The following is an 18,942-nucleotide window of genomic DNA, read 5'->3' as shown; positions in this document are numbered from 1 at the left end:
GTTGCTTCGCAACGCTTTTAAAAATTTCCTTGTGGTTCGTTTGATCGATAATTGCTGTAATTTAAGTGCAAGACGCTGTATTCATGGAGTTGTGTGGAGTACGGCAACTCTGGGAATGGATTTTATGTCTTAATTTACATGGTTGGATAGCAGTCCTAGATTATTTATAAAAAAATAATATTTCTGTAGGAAAAACGGGCTTTGGCTTCGCTCAGCCAACTTATAAGTAGCTAGGCATAAGTAAACTTAAAACCTAGAAGAGCATAGCGCCCACTGTGCGGGCGCTATGCTCTCTGGTTTTGGTTTTAGGATTGCTATAGCTATAAATTTAGAGCCGTCAAGATACGAAAACCTTGTGAGATCTTGTAAATATGAAAAAAGCGCTACTTCTAATTTTGATTTCGTTACTTGCTAGCTGTGGCAACAATGATCCGTCGTCTAGTTCTGCGCCAAATTCTACACCGAATTCTTCGTCGAATTCTGCGTCTAGCTCTGCGCCTAGTCCTATGTCTAGCTCTACGTCAAGTCCTGCTTCGTCGATAGTTGCTACTCCAACGGCTTCGCCTGCCAATCAACTGAATGTTGATGGTCAATCGGCTAAGGTGACGGAAATTCTTGATGGGGATGAGGTTTTTATTCGCGATCGCAAGGCGGCGGTTAATGATGTGGCGAAGTCGCAGGAGCAGGTCAGGACGGGTGAGTCTAGGGCTGAGATAGAGTTTAATAATAATGCGATCGCGCGTCTTAGTAAGAATTCGCTTTTGACGGTGGGTAAGTGTGGCGCTCAATTACAGAAGGGTAGTGTGTTAATCAATGGTGCTGTCTCGGCATGTACTTCTTCGATCAGTGCGGCGGTGCGTGGTACGACTTATCTATTGGAAGTTGATGAGCAGGGTAATGATCAGATTCAAGTTTTGGAGGGTGAGGTGGCGGTTACGCGCAATGAGCCGAATCCGCAGGTGCAGTTGGTTAGGAGTGGTGAAAGGCTCCGTAATTTTAGGAAAGATCGCAGATTGGAATTGCAAAAGATCTCGCAGTCGGAGTATGAGCGCTTGTTGAGTAGTCCTGCTGTAAAGGGGTTTAGAAGGGATCTGCCAAGTTTGGGTAAGGTTCAAGCTAAGTTTCAAGCGCTTTTCCCAAGTGCTAAGTTGATTCTGGATAAAAAAAATAATGTGAAAGAGGATGTCAAGAAGGAGATTAAAAATTTGGAGCAGCGTGGTAAGGATGAGGTCGATAAGGAAATCAAGAAATTAGAACCGCGAGATCTAGATAGAAAAGAGTTGGATAAATTGCCAATCCGTGAGCCGATTAAGGATGTTTTACCAAAACTGCCTTCCCGTCCATAGTCGTTTTTTGATCGCTGATGCTTGGCTCTGCATCGATCTGAGTCGTTTTGTATCATGGCTTTGCGATGGGTTGGCGTTTGGGGCTGAAATGACGTTTTTGCGTTTTAGCTATCGATACTATGCTGGAAATGGGTTTCAAGGCTTTTATGCGTTTGTATTTTTTTACCTGTTTTTTGCGGAGGGTTCGCAAATGATGTCTAGACTCAAGGCGGTGTAAGGTTGCTAATATGGGTATCCCCAACTCGCTAGGGGACGCGATCGATTGCGTTTTTCCGTCTGTTTTCCGTCTATAGTTCCCCTACTCGCTAGGGGACTCTTTTACATTGAGAATATTACTCACTAGTAATGCTCCCAGTCTTGAGTATTTTTCAGAACAATATCGGTAATCTTTTCTTTAAGAGATAGCCTTTTTAATACCCGTTCCCTAGTCATGATGCTTACAGCGATCGCTTTTTACGCACCCTATCGTTTGACATATCCAGCATAAGTATTTCAGCATAATTAAAACCCAAAACTAGAGAGCGTAACGCCCACTATGCGATCGGTACAATCTTCTAAGTTTTAAGTTTACTTATGCTTAACTACTGAGTATTATTTGACATAAAGCATAGGGTGATCGCCTTTTGGCAAATTTGAAATTCTTGCAGGAAAAATATGCTAAAAAAATGCATCAGTTTAATTTTGGCTACCTTACTCTTCTCATTTCAAATATTTGTGAGTGAAGCTTCGGCTCTCGAACTGGATGAAGCAACCCGCAGAGTTCCTTTGAATGATAGAGGAGACACAATTGTTATAAGTTTGAAGCAAGTTAAAGAAGGTAAGCGTCTCTTTAATTTTGCTTGCGCTCAATGTCATGTTGGAGGTATAACCAAAACTAACCAAAACGTCGGACTTTCACCACAAGATTTATCAGGTGCCTTACCTAATCGCAATAATATTGAAGGTTTAGTAGACTATCTTAAAAATCCTACTACCTATGATGGAGAGATAGAAATCTCTGAGCTTCACCCAAGCCTCAAGAGTGCCGATATTTTTCCGGAAATGAGAAATCTCACTGATGAAGATCTGCAAAGCATTGCAGGTCATATTCTACTTCAGCCTAAAATTTTTGGTGTCAAATGGGGTGGTGGCAAAATATATTATTAATTGACTGAGTATTTAAAGCGATCGGGCTATAGCAAGGTAAAGCGCTCGATGAGTGGCGGCGCTTCGCGCCGCCACTCATCTTGGGGGATTTGATTCACTTTAGCTATCTCTTATACCAATATTACAGCGCTTTGCGCTCAAACCCAGACCAAGGAAATTTTTGAAAGCGTTGCTTTGCAACGCTTTCAAAAATTTCCTTGTGGTTCGTTTGATCGAAAATTGCTGTAAAAAAGTTGTTTAGTTAGACTCGCCAATTAGGGTAAAGGCTGCCCAAGCGATTGGATCTGGATATTTCGCTTTAGTTGCCAGCATTGCTTGACGCAGCGCTTGAGCCTTATTCGGGTTTGCGAGAAATTTTTGATAAAAAGTGGTCATTAACAAAGTCGTCGGATCGTCGGGAACTGCCCATAGCGACACCACTACACTCGGAACGCCTGCGGTAATTAGCGATCGCGATAAACCGATCACCCCATCTCCTGTTAATAATCCCTGACCAGTTTTACAGGCACTGAGTACCACCAATTCCGCATTTAATCGCATCTGAATAATTTCACTAGCTGTCAGAAATCCGTTATCTTGAGCGCTAGGGGCAAGGGCGATCGCTCCAGGAATATCCCCTTTGCGATATTCATCTAATAGCCCGTGGGTAGCTAGATGGATAAATCGCGCCGTTTTCATTTTGGCAACCACTTCTACCTTGGTGGCTTCGTTACCCTTTAAAAATTTAGTATGGAGTAAAGTGGCGATCGCCTCGGCTTCTTTTTCGGCTCCTAACAAAGTAGGTAATGGGATCGGTGGATTGCCCAGACTTGGCATAGTGGGATTGCCCACGATCAGGATTTCTTGAAAGTTAACCCTTTGAGCCATTTGGCGGATCTGATGGGTGAGGTCGAGAACTTGAATGGCGGGGGCAATTTGGACAGTATAACGCTCTAATAAAAACTGATTTTGGGGATTAATTAAGGCTGCAAATGGAACTAGAAATAGCAACGCTTGGGGTAAAAAAATTACTCTCGTGTCGCTATCTGGCGGTAGCAAGTCTTGGATTGGCTGAATCAGAATATTGTGGAGTTGCTTTAGTTGGCGATATTTCTCGAAGACATCCTTAGGATTTTGGGCAATTTCGCTAGGATCGTTGAGTATGCTGCGAATATCGACAATAAGTTCCAAAAAGTTGCTATCTAGATCGATTTGCCGAAAAGCAATTTCGCCAGAGGGTTGTACGACCCAAATATACAACTTGGTATATTCTCCTTTGAGCTTGCCCTGACCGATGAAACTAGGATCGGTAATCAACGAATATTCCACCAGAACGGCGTTCTGCTGTTGGGCAATGCGACGAATATCGTTAATACTGATTGAAGGTAGGGAGAGAACGGGCGAATTAAAGCGTTCTTTTTCTCGATCAGATTTCAGCGCGGAGTCAGAGTTCAGCCGATGGGAGAGAAGCTCGGCAAAAGCACGGGCGCGTCCGCGTTCGGCAATTACTAGGGCGGATTCAGGTTTGCCCTGCGCGATCATAATCTGCTGGAGTAGATTGAAGGCATGTAGTTGGGTGTCAAAAATAGAAACCTTATCGCTATCGCTCAAATCGGAGCGCAAAGATTCGAGTAAGCTGAGAGCCGTGAGAAACTTCTGTTCGGCTTCGGGGTATTTTTGCGATCGCCAAAGTGTATAGCCCAAATTACTTAAAGTAAGTGCCTCAAGGCGGCGATCGCCGATCTGCTTGGCGAGATGCCAGCTTTGTTCCTGCAAGGCTAGGGCGCGATCGTAGTCTTTCAAAAAAACATAGGCTAATCCCAAACCACCCACAGCGGTTCCTTCCATGCGGGGATTTTTAATTTCTTTGGCAATGGTTAACGCTTGCTCGTAATTGGCGATCGCTTCTTTATATTGGAGTTGAACGTGATGGATTGAGCCAATATTATTGTGGGCATTTCCTTCTACTTCTTTAAAAGCGTTTTGCCTAGCTACATTGAGACTTTGCTGATAATAGGCGATCGCTTTTTTATACTCTTCCCCAGCACCAGCTAATAATCCCAAACTATTAAGCAAGAAAGCTTCGCCTAGTTTATTACCCACCTCTTTAGCAATCTTCAGGCTTTGGCGGTACAAAGCTTCGGCCTTGTCATAGTTACCGAGATCGTAATAGATATTTCCGAGGCTCGCGAGAACTTGTCCTTCGCCTTGCCGATCATTGAGTTCTTTTCTAATTATTAGTCCTTGAGTTTGTGCATCCAGAGCTTTAGCATAGTCCCCCATAAGACGATAGTTATTACCAAGATTACCTAAAGCATCCGCTTCAGTCTGACGATCGCCAATTTTTTTAGCGAAAGCGAGCCATTGCAGAGAGTAATCGATCGCCTGTTGGTATTGACCGAGCATTTTTGATGCTTTGGCGAAGGCTTCTAAAACATTTTTTTCGCCTTGACGATTGCTTTGCTGTCGATAAATATCAAGCGCCTTGCGCCAACTAGCGAAGGCGCTTTCAAACTGCTGAGCTCGAAAGTATTGTATCCCTGACTGTAGGAGTTGATCGGCTTCAGATGCTTCTTCTTGACTGGGATTAGGAATGGAAGGATTGCTAATTCCCGAAGCTTCAGATAAGCTTGGCATTAGGATTAACGCACTAGCGATCGTCATTAGGATGGCTTTACATTTCGCTTTACATTTCATCGATCAACCTACTCTTGGCAAGGCGGCAAGTTATTAGGATTAGAATTCTGCGCGGAACGAGTTGCGTCGTTAGAGGGTAAGGAGGCTGTAAGCGTTAAAATCGGTTTCTTGTTCTTGACGGGTTCGCATTTTTTTACATCGCCAGTATTTGCCTGTAGTTCAGCCGTGCGAGCTGCCGCGATCGCATTACTATTCAAAGTAGAAGCTGTGGCATTATCGCCAATTAAATTAACGTTAGAGCCAAAGTCTCGATCGGATAACAGGGTTAGTACTTGGGGAGGGATGCTACTAATGCCGATCCCAATTTGTCCATCGACACCACTGGTGGTAGGTGTTTTCCCAACCACAAAACTCGTATCTGAGAGCAGGTGAATATTGATTAAATTATTACCACCATTGCCAGAGATAATGGGAGCTTGGTTGCCAAATTGCAATGAAACATTACCCTGAGAAGCCGTGCCAGCATTAGCAGCAAAGGTGTAGATGCTGTACTTGGCATCCTGAGCAATGAATCCTGCCGAACCATTAATCGGCGTGCCAGTTACGCGAAATCTTCCTGCGGTAATATTAACAATGCTATCGGTTGCACCATTTACCTGTCCCACACGCAGAAATCCATTATCCACTAGCACCGAACCATTGGGAGCATTCAAATTGAGAGTTATCCCTCCACTGGTAGGATTATTGCGGATCATGAAATTACCCGAAATATTGATGCTGCCATTCTGGGCTGTTAAGGAAAGCGTCGGACTAGTCTTGACTCCAAATAGAAATGAAGAGCTGAATGCATTGGTATCGATCGCACTAGTATCAACATTAATATTATTACCAGCGATAAAACTGAGCGCAGTGAGCGGACTACCTAAGCTAAATCCCCCTACGGGAACGTTAATAAATATATTATTGTTGGCTTGAAAGGTAATCGAATTTGCGGCGGCATTGAAAAGAGAAGCAGTACTGTCAAGAATAATGTTGTTGGCTGCTTGCAAGATGACATCGCCAGAAATTCCCCTTAAGTCGGCATCGTTGATATTAATATCCGTGCCAGCAAAATCGGCAAAGGCAATTATTTGACTATTGAGTTGCGTTGCCACTAGAGGATCACTGGGATTACTACTAATCGTAATATTATTCGGGTCTAGCAGCAGTTTTCCTACGGTTCCATGGAAAGCCGTCGTATCAACTTTCCCTTGGAAAATCAGATTCTCTTTGCCCGAAACTTCTACAAATCCGCCATTACCAGTTATTTTACCGCCTCTAGCCCAAATGCTGCCTAAATAGGCTGTAGTGCGATCGCTCCATAGGATGACCTTGCCGCCATTCCCTTGATTGGTTGCGTCGGCGTGAATAGTGGAATCCTGCGTCACAAATGTATATTGAGAATTGGGAACGATGCCTTTTCCCTGTAAATCACCACCAACAAGGACATTACCGCCCCCGAACGCCCCCGAAGCGTCGAGCTTTGCGCTCACCAAGCCTACGCGATCGCCTAAAACGTTAATCTCGCCACCCTTAGCTGTTGTGCTAGATACATCTAGCTTTCCTGAGGCGACTGCCATGCCTGCCCGATTGGGGATTGCGCTTCCTGAGACTAGCAAATTTCCCGAACCATCAATATCTAATTTTGTAATCTGGCGGAGGTACGCCGAACCCGTAAGTAAATTGGGCAGATCCTTGGCAAGCATCGGCGATGTCGATAATTCTGTTTGCGTCGCGATGGGTAATTCTAAACTGAGTAAACTCCCTTCTGGTGTGATTTTGACATATTTGCCATTGGGAACGGCGGCGATCGTAATTTTGCCTGATGGGGAAGCGATCGTCCCTGTATTAATTACTAAACCGCCAACGAGGGTAATACTTTGACCTTCCTTAACGGAGAGGTTTCCTGCATTGACAATTGCCGCTGGCGGATTGTTCTGAGGAAGTCCCGAAACTGAATTCGCCAACCCAAAGGCTTGAGGATTGCCAGTAAGTTGTTTGATCGCATCAATTCCCGTATTCATGCCGAACCAGCCATTGCTCAACTGAATTCCATTGGCAGTTGTCGCCGTAAAAGATGCAGGGACATTTAAACTTGCCCCTGAACCAAAAATAATTCCCGCAGGATTTAGGAGATAGAGGTTGGCATTACCGCCTACCTGAATTAACCCATTAATTACAGAAGGATTTCCCCCCGCAACCCGCGCCAAAATATTCTGGATACTAGGATTGGCAACGAAGTTGGCGATCTCTCCTTGGCTTAAGCCAAATTTCTGGAAACTGTGATAAAGATTTGCGGCTGCTTGCGTGCCACCAGTAATATTCAATTGCTGGGCATTTTTGATGTCAGGGGTGACGATTGTACCTAAATTGCCATTACCCTGAGTGGGGGCAATTGATTGGGCGAATGCACCCCCACCCATCACCAGAGGTTGAGCGAAAAAAAGAGCGATCGCGATCTGTTTAACTTGCATGAAATTACTCTTAACAACAAACATTGGCTTTCTCCTCCGTTATGAAAAAAGTCTTTAAATATTTAAATTACCTAGATCGCTTAAATCGCTTAAATTAAAAACTAAAATCGCTTGTTTTCACCCTATGCTAGACCTATCTTAAGTCGATCTTAGTTTTCAGTGATGCGCTATTTATAGCATTTAATTATCTAAACAATACTGTAGATATAGTGTTTTAATTTTTATTAACTGTTGTATATTTTATCTAAATCTTGGGACTTGCATTTATAGTCTTAAGTTATTAGTTTGAAATTATTGTTAAAGCAAAATTGATGTTACTAGTATGAGACTATTTCAGCCAATTATTCATACTTTGTCGGCATGTTTAGTCTTTGGTGGCATGGGATTTGTTCATGTCATGAGTCGATGCGAAGTAGCAGCAGAGACGATTAATACCAAAACCACTTCGTTTCATGGCATCACAAGAAGTGATAATAATTCTCTAAATAATTTATCACCAATTACCCGATCTCCAGCCCAATCGCCCATTGCTCAAGCGATCGCGATTAAAAAAGTTGCAGTTATTGGCAGTACGATCTTAACAGATGCAGAGCTAGCCCCTATCGTCCAACCTTTAGAAGGACAACAGGTAACACCACAACAGCTTAAAGACGCAGCCCAAGCTATTACCAAAATCTATGTCGATCGCGGCTACCTTACATCCCAAGCGGTAGTCAATCCTCAGCAAATAGTTGATGGTGTAGTTACAATTCAAGTGATCGAAGGTAATGTCGAAAAAATTGAAATCCAAGGTTTAACCAATACGAATCCCGATTATGTGCGATCGCGGATCGCCTTGGGAACTGGCACACCCCTTAATACGGCAAAGCTGGAGGAGCAGTTGCGGCTATTACGCGCCGATCCCATTTTTAATAATATCGAAGCGACGCTGAAAGCTGGGAACTCTCCCGATAGTAGTATTCTCGTCGTTAAAGTAGCAGAGGCAAATCAATTTGGAGGATTTGTAACTTTCGATAATTATTCTCCTCCTGCCATTGGTTCCGAGCGCTATGGTGGAGGATTGTTCTTTCGGAATATTTCGGGTAATGGCGATACTTTAACTGCTTCCTACTACGGTACGACTACGGGGGGCTCTAATCAATACGATCTTGCCTACAGTTTGCCTCTCAATCCGATGAATGGAACGTTAACTCTGCGCTATACACCGAGTAACTATCGGATTACCCAATCCCCCTTCGATCTGTTGAATATTCGCGGTAATAACAATCTATTTGATCTGAATTTTCGCCAACCACTGATCAGAACAACTAGCGAGGAATTCGCTCTATCTCTAGGTTATGGCTATCAAAAAGGTCAGACATTTGCCTTTAATGATCTCGCTATTCCCTTTGGGATTGGTCCTGAGTCCGATGGGACGAGCCGTACCAGTGTATTCAAATTTGGACAGGACTATACAAACCGCGATCCTCAGGGGGCTTGGTCATTGCGATCGCAATTTAGTTTGGGAACGGGTTTATTCGGCTCTACCTATGTCACAACCCCTAGTGGAGCTTTTCTCAGTTGGCTAGGGCAGGTGCAACGAGTCCAGACCTTGGGAGCAGATTCCCTCCTCATTGGTTCCCTAGATATGCAATTAGCTGCCGACCCCTTGCTATCTTCGCAACAGTTTACCATCGGCGGCGGTCAATCACTACGGGGATTTCGCCAAAATGTCCGCTCGGGTGATAATGGGCTCCGTTTATCTTTGGAAACCCGCGTAGTTGCCCTTCGCAACGAACAAAACCTACCATTGCTTCAGGTCATTCCCTTTTTAGATGCTGGGGCAATCTGGAATCACCCTAACAATCCGAACCCTTTGCCTAGTCAGAACTTTTTAGCAGGCGGGGGGATCGGCTTGCTATATAGTCCCTTAAGTCAATTAAACATGCGCTTAGATTATGCGATTCCCTTTGTCAATCTCAGCGATCGCGGTTCCAATTTACAGGAGTCCGCCCTATATTTCAGCTTGGGCTATCAGTTTTAATCGGATTTAATCGGAATTTATCGCTGTCGCCGTTTGCGTTAGGACAAGAGAATGGCGGTGCAAAGCGCCGCTATTCTCTATTTTCTCCACTTGGAGTTAGCGATAAGTAGCGATAAGTGCAAAGTCCTGTAAAGAATACGGCAAAGGATAGATCCACCCTTTTCTTTTTGCGTTACGATCAGATATTATACCAAAGCTCAAAATAGCTACGCTATTTTGAGCTTTGAAAACCCTTACTGGGTTTGGTTTTTATAGCTATAGTCAGTAATGCTAGGACAAAAATGAAACCCAATAGAGAGTTGCGGCGCAAAGCGCCGCAACTCTCTATTGGGTTTGATGTCCTGACTTGAGTAGCTATAGTTATAAAAGTATGCGCAACTCAGGCAAAAAAAAGATGAGTATCGCCACTTTTTGGGCGCACAAAAAATTTTAGCGGCAACCCAAAAATCTACTAATAGTGTGACAAATAATTTTTATGTGGTTTTAGCACTAAATGTGAGTTAAGGTATTATCTGACTTAATGTTAAAACAAAAGCATTTTTTATGGTGCAAGAATTTATTCGCCTCGACAAAGAGGTTCGATTTCCCGAAAGCGCCCCGGCCGCTTATCCCGTATTTTTCAGGACTTATAGCCGCAAATATAATAACAAGCGGGAAAGCTGGGCGGAGGTATGCGATCGCACACTTTCAGGTTTAAAGATGCTAGGTAAGCTGACTAAAGAACAAGCTGACCTGATCGACAAAATGCAAAAGCAGCTTAAATCCCTGACCTCTGGGCGATGGCTCTGGGTTGGTGGTACGGATTGGGTTGATCGCCCCGAAAATTTCTCAGGCTCCTATAACTGCACTAGCACCAATGTGATCGACTGGCGTTCCTTTGGCTTGATGATGGATCTCGCCATGCAAGGATCGGGTACGGGTGGCGTATTAGAGCCTCAATACATTAGCCAATTGCCTGTAATTCGTAACCAATTGCAAGTCAATGTCATCGGTGAGATCGGCGCAACACCTGTGAGCGATCGCCGCCACGATACAGAAGTTAAATTTGACTATGCCAATAACTCTGTCAAGTTTTTTGTTGGCGATAGTCGTCAAGGTTGGGTCAAGTCCTACCAATCGCTATTAGAGCTATGCAGCGATGAAAAGTTTGACGCAGCTAAGCCTGTCCAAGTCACCGTTGATATCAGCGATGTCCGCCCCAGTGGTGAAGCCCTCAAAGGTTTCGGCGGCATGGCAAATCCTGTTAAGTTGCCTACGCTCTACGATCGCTGCGCCAATATTTTAAATAAAGCGATCGGTCGTCAACTCACCTCCGTTGAGTGCTGCATTCTCATCGATGAAGCCGCCGTTTGCATCGTGGCAGGTAACATTAGGCGTTGTCTTCCTGCTGGCGCATTGGTTCACAGCGAATCTGGATTAGTACCAATTGAAAAAATTCGGATCGGCGATCGGGTACTAACCAGTAAGGGATTTTATCCTGTTACTAACTTCTTTGATCAAGGTACTCAATCACTTTGCCGCATCAAAACTGAAGATGGCTATTTTGAATGCACGCCCGATCACAAAGTAGCTATCTTGGAAGATGTGTATGGTACATATCGGATGGTCAAAGCTAAAGATCTTAAGGCGGATGATCGATTGATCTTTGTACCAAAAGCTATTACTGGTACTGCGACTGAATTACCAGAGTTCAAAGGGACTTTAGCGCCACAAACAAAACGCATCACTATTCCTGCACTTACAGCAGATGTCGCCTATTTTATCGGTTATTTACATGGTGATGGCTCGGTTGGAAGTGATGGTTGGCGCGTAAGATTCCGAATCTCTGAAGACCAGCAACAGATCATTGATAAGCTCATCGCTGTTGGAGAGCTATTTGGATTAGATACTCATACACTAAGAACACCAGAACAATCTAAAGCGAAAGCTTTTGAACTGCAATTCAATTCTAGTGCGCTCAATCAGTATCTATCTCAATTCAAACAAGCCTTTACTTCGATTAATGTCCCTGACTGCATTTTATTAGCAACTGCTAGTATCCGCGAAGCATACCTAGCTGGATTGGCAGATGCTGATGGTTGTTTTAGTCAAGGTGTATTAGTTGCATCAGTACATTCTGATTTCTTGCGTCAAGTTCAATCAATCTATGCTTCATTAGGGATCACAGCTAGGTTGTGTCATTCTACGCGCAAGCGTACAGGTAAATGGGAAGGCGAATTAGTTACAGTTGGTGAAGTAGCCTTTGATAAAACGGCTCAATTGTTTTCCAATTACTCATTACGTTTTGCTCACAGTCAGAAGACTCGTCCTAAGTCATTTAATGATCATGGATTTCCAAAATCAATGGTTAGACCAATTGTAAATACCTATCAATATCATTGGGGTGCAGTTCACAAACAAATGCCTGCACTCACAGTGAAGAAATATATTCCTGAATGCACGGATTTAATTCCTGTAAAAGTTAAATCTATTGAGTTTGATGTAAGAGTTGCCCATACTTATGATATCGAAGTTGCTTCTATTCACGAGTTTGTTTGTGAAGGTATTCTTGTTTCAAACAGTGCTGGAATGAGGCAATTCTCTTCAGACGATGCGTTAGGTTCTGTTGCAAAGGATAATCTCTGGCAGCAGGATGAAACTGGTAACTGGCGCATTGATCCTGAACGCGATGCTTTGAGAATGGCGAACCACACGAGAGTATTCCATCGCAAACCGACTGAACAGGAATGTGTGGATGCCGTTCGTAAACAATATTATTCGGGTGAAGGGGCAATTCAATGGGCTGGTGAGGCGATCGCACGCTCTAATGCTGACTTGATTATAACGACCGAACTCAAGCGTGATTTCTTAGCGGCTTATGTGAAAGGAGAAGGCAAAGAATGGTTGAAAATCAGACAACCTGATATCTCTGAACATGAGTTAAATCAAAGGTTTCAGCGCTATGGATTGAATCCATGCGGTGAAATTTTGGGGGCGAATTTTCACTGTAATTTATCCGAAATTCATCTAAATCAACTTAATCCTCGCAATGAGAAAGAACAAGAAGAAGCCTTTAAGGCAGGTGCTTTGTCGGTTGCGGCGTTGCTCAATCATCGCTTCAATGAAGAGCGCTATCAATTTAGTCGTGAAGTTGACCCAATTGTGGGCGTATCTTTCACTGGTCTATTTGACTTCTTCGTTCATGCCTTTGGTGTGGAATGGTTGCGCTGGTGGGAAGCAGGTCGTCCTGACACTGTGCAAGGGCTAGACTTCAAAGAGAAGGAAGCTGATTATCTAAATCGCTGGCGTGAGATTGTGCATCAGACGGTTTGGGAATATTGCGATTCGCATGGTTTACGCCGCCCGAATCGTTGCACGACAGTTCAGCCAGCAGGCACAAAATCCTTACTGACTGGTGCTTCCCCAGGGTGGCATCCTCCGAAGGCACAGCGATTTATCCGTCGGATCACTTTCCGTAAGGAAGATCCTGTGGCGCGGGCTTGCATGGACTATGGCTATAGCATCATTCCTTCGCAATCGGATAAGGATGAGAATGGACAATTGCTCAATGATCCTTTCGATCCGAGATGTACGGAATGGCTGGTGGAGATTCCTGTAAGCGTATCTTGGGCTGACCTTGACGGTGCTGACAAGGTAGACATCAGTAAGTTCGATGTGATGGCGCAGTTTGATTTCTATATGCAGGTGCAGAAGCATTACACCCGTCATAATACTTCCGCAACCTTGGAGTTACGGGAGCATGAAATCGAGCCTTTAGGGAAGAAGATTTACGAAGCAATTCGTGATGATGAGGGTTATATCTCGGCGGCGCTGTTGGCACGTTTTGATGACCTGCAAACATTCCCTCGGTTGCCCTTTGAGCCAATCGATAAGGCTACTTATGAGAAGCTCAGTGCTGAGGTGCTAGTACGTCGCAAGTCTGATGATTTTTACGCGAGTTTGTTGCGTTATGATTCGGGTGAGTTGATGGATGCGGGCCCTGCGGGTTGCGATTCTGATAAGTGTATGTTCCCTGAGCAGAAGCCATAGATCGCAGAAAATAAGATATAGGGCATATAGGTGTTGCTACAATAGCGATCAAAACTTGTAGTAAACACTTATATGCTCTCTCAACAAATATCAGGATTTCAAGAAGCATTAAATGCGATCGAGTCTTTGTCTATAGATGATCAGTTAGCGTTACTTGATGTTTTGCATAATCGCTTGAAACTACGTCAACGGCATCAAATTGTGCAGGAAGTACAAGAAGTGAGGCAAGAATTTATGGCAGGTAAGTTTAAGAGTGGTTCGGTTGATGACTTTTTAGCGGAGCTAGATCGTTGAGAAATATTAATTGGACGGCTAAATCTTTGAGGGCTTTTAAAAAGCTAATCCGTAAGAATCCACAGCTAAGACCACAACTTGAACAAACTTTACGTCAACTGACAGAAGATCCTTTTCATCCTAGTCTCAGAACTCATAAACTGATTGGTGATTTATCGGATGTTTGGTCTTGTTCTGTGGATTATAAATATCGAATACTGTTTGAGTTTGTTCAAGATACTAACCCTGAAAATATCCTTTTACTGAATGTAGGATCTCATGATGAAGTTTACTAGACGTTTAAAATTAATCGCTGAAAAGTTGTCAGCGCTGATGACGGAAAGTTATCTCAGTGAACGGGCTAAGAGGGGTAGTCGAGCAAAGTATGAGGCAATCTTGGCAAAAGTCCCTGATGTTGAGCCAGAAGCCTATGACAAGATCCCAGCAATTTAAGAAATTATCGCAAATCTATTTTGTAAATCTCAATCCGACTGCTGGTAGAGAGCAAATTAGTATTATGTTTTACTTCAAAATCTTTCTAAAAGTAAGATTAATCCTTGGTTTATATGATGTGCGAGTTTTTGGTATTTGGTGTTGCCAATAGTGCTGAGTTTTACCTCCCATTATTAATAGGCTTCCATGCGTTAATTGAATATCAAGTTTGAGGTCTTTTTTGAATTTGTGTTTGAGCATAAAAGAACGAGTATCTCCAAAACTTAGAGAAGCTATTGTTGGATTCTCACCAAGTTCTTTTTCATCATCGCTATGCCAAGATATGCTGTCTGACCCATTACGATATAGATTCAGTAAAACACTATTAAACTTTGCACTACATACCCTTTCAACTTGAGATTTAATATTTTCTAAAATAGCAATCCAAGGTTGGGGTGTCATCTTAATTTTAGAATATGTGTAGGTTTTTCCCTTGTCTCCATACCAAGCAGTCAGTCTAGGCAAAGCAATTTTTTTGCCATACAAAATAGTATCTTCCTGTACCCATGCAATGTTGTTATATAAATTATCAAATATCTGATCACTTTCATCTTCACGAAAGAAACTTTGATGTAGTATTATGTCAGCATCAGGCAATGAAAATGCTTTACCTTGACTTTTTTGGATGTCTCCAAAAAGATCATCCAAAAAAGAAAACTGCTTATATTTAGAGTCACTGCATTCCATATCAAAATTACTAGGAGTAAAAAAGTGAATTGTTTTCAAATCATCAAATTTGTTCTTGACGAAGCATATAATCAAATTGAAGGAAATGAATCAGAAAAAGATGAATCGATTTCAGAGGCTTTGGTTTATCTACGTGATCAATATTCTAAACTTCTTACAGGTGTAACTATAGATTATAGTCATCCAATTACTAGATTTGCCTATATCTACGCATATGTTACATCTCATGCAAATTTAGTTAACACAATTATTGACAAAAGTAGTGACTTAAGTGTTCTCTTTGATAAAGAAAAAGTAACCGTGACTTGTTTAGGGGGAGGACCTGGCAGCGATTTTTTAGGAATCTTGAAATATTTAATGCTTAATAGCAAGAATCCTAGGGTGAGCTTTAAAATTTGTGATAAGGAAAAAGCTTGGCTTGATTCTTGGGAAGGAGTTGACAACATGGTTGACCCAAAATTTCGTATTTCTACCTCCTATAACTCTATCGATGTTACTGAACCTGAAGATTGGCAGTCTTTAAAAAATTATTTCCAGTCATCTGATTTATTCACAATGATTTACTTTATGTCTGAAGTTCAAGCTCTTCGAGATAAAGCTGACGAGTTTTTTGCTAACTTGTTTGAGAAAGCAAAGTCTGGCGCTCTTTTTCTATTTGTAGATAACAATATCCCAGAGTTTTATGATTGGTTTGATGAATTGGCTGATGAGTTTGGTGTTGAGATTTTAAAAAGTAGACGAGAAAATATACTTGCTCCTATTCATGAAGAAAAGAAAGATCTCGGAGAATATTATAAAAAATTTGGCTCTCCAAAAATAAGAGCTAATGTTGCATACAGAATTGCTCGTAAAACTTAATCCGATGAGTTGCTATGGGGGCAAAAGAGATAAAAATATCTTTCTATGCTGACAACGTAAGTAACCGTAAATTTATCTCTCCCTTTTGAAGCGATCATCGAAATGATGCGCCACAACAATTTGGGTAATTAAATGGCATCAGTTCCCCCCAGTCCCAAGATTTATCACATTACCCATATCGACAATCTGCCAAATATTGCAGCCAATATGGGCTTAGTTTCAGATGCAACCCGCATAGCAAGAGATCTTTCTTGCTCATTGGTGGGGATGTCCACTATCAAAGAAAGAAGACTCAAAGAGATAGAAGTCCCATGTCATCCAAAGACAATGGTTGGACAGTATGTGCCGTTTTATTTCTGTCCACGTTCAATAATGCTTTATATGCTGCACATGGGAAACCATCCTGATATTAGCTATAAAGGAGGTCAACAACCGATAGTTCATCTGCAAGCCGATTTCCATAAAGTCATTAATTGGGCAAACTCAAACGGCGTAAGTTGGGCTTTTAGTAATGGTAATGCAGGTTCTCGCTTGACTAACTTTTACAATCACCCCTCTAAACTTAACGAGATTGACTGGGGCGCTGTTTCTTCTTCAGATTTTCGTGACGCTAAAATCAAGGAAGGCAAACAAGCGGAGTTTTTGATGTTTAATGTCTTTCCGTGGACATTGATCGAAAAAATTGGGATAATCAATAGTACGATGGCAACAAAGGTTAAGACTACTTTAGCAAATGTCGCCCACAAACCCGTTATAGCCGTAGAACCTAATTGGTACTTTGATAGCAGACGCTAAACCCATGATTGAGCTAACCCAAGGTGACATCCTCAAAGCTGACGCTGAAGCGTTGGTTAACACAGTCAATTGTGTTGGCGTTATGGGTCGTGGTATTGCACTACAATTCCGAAAAGCTTTTCCAGAAAATTTTAAGGTTTATGAAACTGCTTGCAAAGCTAACGAAGTGCAAGCTGGCAAAATGTTTGTACATGACCTTAATCGTCTATATGCACCTCGCTTCATCATCAACTTTCCTACTAAGCGCCACTGGAAAGGCAAAAGCCACATCGAAGACATTAAAGCTGGGCTAGAAGATTTAATAAATGTGGTACAGCAACATCAGATTCGCTCGATCGCAATTCCTCCATTAGGTTGTGGTTTAGGCGGACTCAACTGGGGAGATGTGCGACCACTAATTATTGAAGCTTTTCATTCCCTACCAGAAGTAGTTGTTTTGCTATTTGAGCCTATAGGTGCGCCTCAAGCTAAGTCAATGGTCAAAGAGAGTAAAGTCCCCAATATGACTGTGGGACGAGCTGCTCTCTTAGGACTGATGCGCCGCTACTTATCTGCTGTTATGGACCCTACCGTTACCTTGTTAGAAGTGCATAAGCTTATGTACTTTATGCAAGAAGCTGGCGAACCTCTACGCCTAAATTATCAAAAGGCTCCCTATGGACCTTATGCTGAAAATCTACGCCATGTTCTCAGTTATATTGAGGGGCATTTTATCAGTGGTTATGGCGATGCTGAAGATCGACCAGACAAGCCACTAGAGTTGATTTCTAATGCTTTTGAGCAAGCCGAAAACTTTCTTGCAGAGCATGAGTCCACAAGGCTCAGGTTTGATCGTGTTGCCGATCTGATTAAAGGATTTGAAACAACTTTTGGAATGGAGTTACTATCAACAGTGCATTGGGTTGCCACGCGAGAAGAAGCGACAACAGCAGAATTAGCTGTCGCCAAGATCTATGACTGGAATACGAGAAAACGTATGTTTGAGTCCCGTCATATTCATCTAGCGTGGGAGCGATTGCATGAGGCTGCTTGGCTAAGCAATGAGGCAAGAGCTTAACTCAGGAAAAATTGAGTCACCGATCGCAGGAGTAGGGGCGTTAATTGATCGCAATGGTTTAAAATCAGGCAATCTTAAAAAATTTTAATAATTTTGTTTCGCATGATCGAGCCGCCCCAGTCAGTATTTGAGAAACCAGAGCCAACTTTTAACAAATTCCGCAAGGCGATCGCCAATAAAGAATTTTTAATCACAGCCGAGGTGTCACCACCCAAGGGCAGCGACCCCACCCATATGCTCGCCCAGACGCGATCGCTCAAGGGGCGCGTCCATGCCGTGAACATTACTGATTCCAGTCGGGCGGTGATGAGCATGAGCCCAGTGGCTGCCTCAGTTTTAATTCAACAACAAATCGGCATAGAAACCATTTGTCAGTTAGCTTGCCGCGATCGCAATCGAATTGCCCTACAGGGCGATCTATTTGGGGCAGCCGCTTTAGGGATTACCAATATTTTGGCGCTTACGGGCGATCCTGTAAAAGCAGGAGACTATCCCGATGCGCGATCGGTATTTGATTATGAGTCGGTACGCCTATTGCAATTAATTCAGAAGCTAAATCAAGGATTGGATGCCAATGGCAAGGTATTGCCCAATCAAGGTACAGATTTCTTAGCAGGAGCCGCCGTCGATCCTCAATCGCCTAGCTGGTCGGGTTTGCAAAAACGCTTTGAACGCAAGATTAATGCTGGAGCACAATTTTTTCAAAGTCAATTAATTACCGATTTTGAACGCCTCGATAAATTTGTCAATCAGATCGCCAATCAATCGGATAAACCAATTCTGGCGGGAATATTTTTAATTAAATCTGCTAAAAATGCAATTTTCCTAAATAAATTTGTGCCTGGAGTACAAATACCCGATCGCATTATCGATCGCTTGGCTAAGGCTAAGTCGCCACTACAGGAAGGCATGGCGATCGCGGCGGAGCAAATTCAAACGGCGCGGCAAATCTGTCAAGGCGTACATATTATGGCTATTAAAGCCGAACGCCTAATTCCTGAGATCCTCGATCGCGCAGGAATTGCCCTGCTATAGCTGTCACCAAGTTTTACAGCGCTTTGCGCTCAAACCCAAACCAAGGAAATTTTTGAAAGCGTTGCTTCGCAA

14 protein-coding genes and 1 pseudogene are annotated in these 18,942 nt (G+C 42.9%); 12 read left to right on the top strand and 3 right to left on the bottom strand.

Features of this window, described 5'->3' with window-relative positions; translation table 11 throughout:
* The first annotated feature begins 506 nt into the window (after positions 1-506).
* The 3 genes from PSE7429_RS23620 to psbV all read left to right on the top strand — a co-directional run bounded on the left by PSE7429_RS23620 (position 507) and on the right by psbV (position 2,492).
* The gene (locus PSE7429_RS23620) at positions 507-1,346 is read left to right on the top strand and encodes a FecR domain-containing protein (RefSeq protein WP_009627471.1); all 840 of its coding nucleotides are present in this window, start codon (positions 507-509) and stop codon (positions 1,344-1,346) included.
* The gene (locus tag PSE7429_RS12035) at positions 1,315-1,563 is read left to right on the top strand and encodes a hypothetical protein (RefSeq protein ID WP_009627470.1); all 249 of its coding nucleotides are present in this window, start codon (positions 1,315-1,317) and stop codon (positions 1,561-1,563) included. Before PSE7429_RS23620 ends, PSE7429_RS12035 begins: the two co-directional genes overlap by 32 nt.
* A 437-nt stretch (positions 1,564-2,000) precedes the next feature.
* Positions 2,001-2,492, top strand: coding sequence for a photosystem II cytochrome c-550 (gene psbV, locus PSE7429_RS12030; RefSeq protein WP_009627469.1), 492 nt, complete (start codon positions 2,001-2,003; stop codon positions 2,490-2,492).
* A gap of 237 nt (positions 2,493-2,729) precedes the next feature.
* Here the strand turns inward: psbV and PSE7429_RS12025 are convergent, their stop codons facing one another.
* Positions 2,730-5,168 (bottom strand): CHAT domain-containing protein, encoded by a 2,439-nt coding sequence (locus PSE7429_RS12025; protein ID WP_083888402.1) that lies wholly within the window; start codon positions 5,166-5,168, stop codon positions 2,730-2,732.
* Between the two features lie 8 nt (positions 5,169-5,176).
* Positions 5,177-7,621 carry a two-partner secretion domain-containing protein gene (locus PSE7429_RS12020; RefSeq protein ID WP_052017704.1) on the bottom strand — a complete coding sequence of 815 codons (2,445 nt, stop codon included), beginning with the start codon at positions 7,619-7,621 and terminating at the stop codon, positions 5,177-5,179.
* Between the two features lie 322 nt (positions 7,622-7,943).
* Here PSE7429_RS12020 and PSE7429_RS12015 point away from each other — a divergent pair, with 322 nt between their 5' ends.
* From PSE7429_RS12015 to PSE7429_RS11995, 5 genes and pseudogenes are all read left to right on the top strand, one after another.
* Positions 7,944-9,644, top strand: a complete 1,701-nt coding sequence (locus tag PSE7429_RS12015) for a ShlB/FhaC/HecB family hemolysin secretion/activation protein (protein ID WP_009627466.1) — start codon at positions 7,944-7,946, stop codon at positions 9,642-9,644.
* Positions 9,645-10,187: 543 nt separating this feature from the next.
* Positions 10,188-13,673: a ribonucleoside-triphosphate reductase, adenosylcobalamin-dependent gene (gene nrdJ / locus PSE7429_RS12010; protein ID WP_009627465.1), complete on the top strand. Its 3,486-nt coding sequence runs from the start codon at positions 10,188-10,190 to the stop codon at positions 13,671-13,673.
* Positions 13,674-13,745: 72 nt separating this feature from the next.
* On the top strand, positions 13,746-13,967 hold the full coding sequence (locus PSE7429_RS12005; protein WP_009627464.1) for a hypothetical protein: 222 nt from the start codon (positions 13,746-13,748) through the stop codon (positions 13,965-13,967).
* On the top strand, positions 13,964-14,242 hold the full coding sequence (locus PSE7429_RS12000) for a type II toxin-antitoxin system RelE/ParE family toxin (RefSeq protein WP_009627463.1): 279 nt from the start codon (positions 13,964-13,966) through the stop codon (positions 14,240-14,242). The genes PSE7429_RS12005 and PSE7429_RS12000 overlap by 4 nt, the downstream gene beginning before the upstream one ends.
* Positions 14,243-14,255: 13 nt before the next feature.
* A pseudogene (locus tag PSE7429_RS11995) lies at positions 14,256-14,399 on the top strand (toxin-antitoxin system HicB family antitoxin); the annotation flags it as partial.
* Between the two features lie 69 nt (positions 14,400-14,468).
* Here the strand turns inward: PSE7429_RS11995 and PSE7429_RS11990 are convergent.
* A complete protein-coding gene (locus PSE7429_RS11990; protein ID WP_009627460.1) occupies positions 14,469-15,125 on the bottom strand; it encodes an alpha-ketoglutarate-dependent dioxygenase AlkB family protein in 657 nt (218 codons plus the stop codon).
* A gap of 24 nt (positions 15,126-15,149) precedes the next feature.
* Here PSE7429_RS11990 and PSE7429_RS11985 point away from each other — a divergent pair, with 24 nt between their 5' ends.
* From PSE7429_RS11985 to PSE7429_RS11970, 4 genes are all read left to right on the top strand, one after another.
* Complete coding sequence (locus PSE7429_RS11985) at positions 15,150-15,983, top strand: hypothetical protein (protein ID WP_009627459.1); 834 nt, start codon at positions 15,150-15,152, stop codon at positions 15,981-15,983.
* Positions 15,984-16,115: 132 nt separating this feature from the next.
* The gene (gene darT, locus PSE7429_RS11980; protein ID WP_009627458.1) at positions 16,116-16,778 is read left to right on the top strand and encodes a type II toxin-antitoxin system toxin DNA ADP-ribosyl transferase DarT; all 663 of its coding nucleotides are present in this window, start codon (positions 16,116-16,118) and stop codon (positions 16,776-16,778) included.
* 4 nt (positions 16,779-16,782) lie between these two features.
* Positions 16,783-17,835: a type II toxin-antitoxin system antitoxin DNA ADP-ribosyl glycohydrolase DarG gene (darG, locus tag PSE7429_RS11975; RefSeq protein WP_009627457.1), complete on the top strand. Its 1,053-nt coding sequence runs from the start codon at positions 16,783-16,785 to the stop codon at positions 17,833-17,835.
* 102 nt (positions 17,836-17,937) lie between these two features.
* On the top strand, positions 17,938-18,870 hold the full coding sequence (locus PSE7429_RS11970) for a methylenetetrahydrofolate reductase (protein WP_009627456.1): 933 nt from the start codon (positions 17,938-17,940) through the stop codon (positions 18,868-18,870).
* Positions 18,871-18,942 lie beyond the last annotated feature (72 nt).

It is taken from the genome of Pseudanabaena biceps PCC 7429 (assembly GCF_000332215.1).
GTDB classification, from domain to species: Bacteria; Cyanobacteriota; Cyanobacteriia; order Pseudanabaenales; family Pseudanabaenaceae; genus Pseudanabaena; species Pseudanabaena biceps.
Note: the sequence above shows the minus strand (reverse complement) of the source record. Positions and strands in the feature narration are given on the sequence as shown.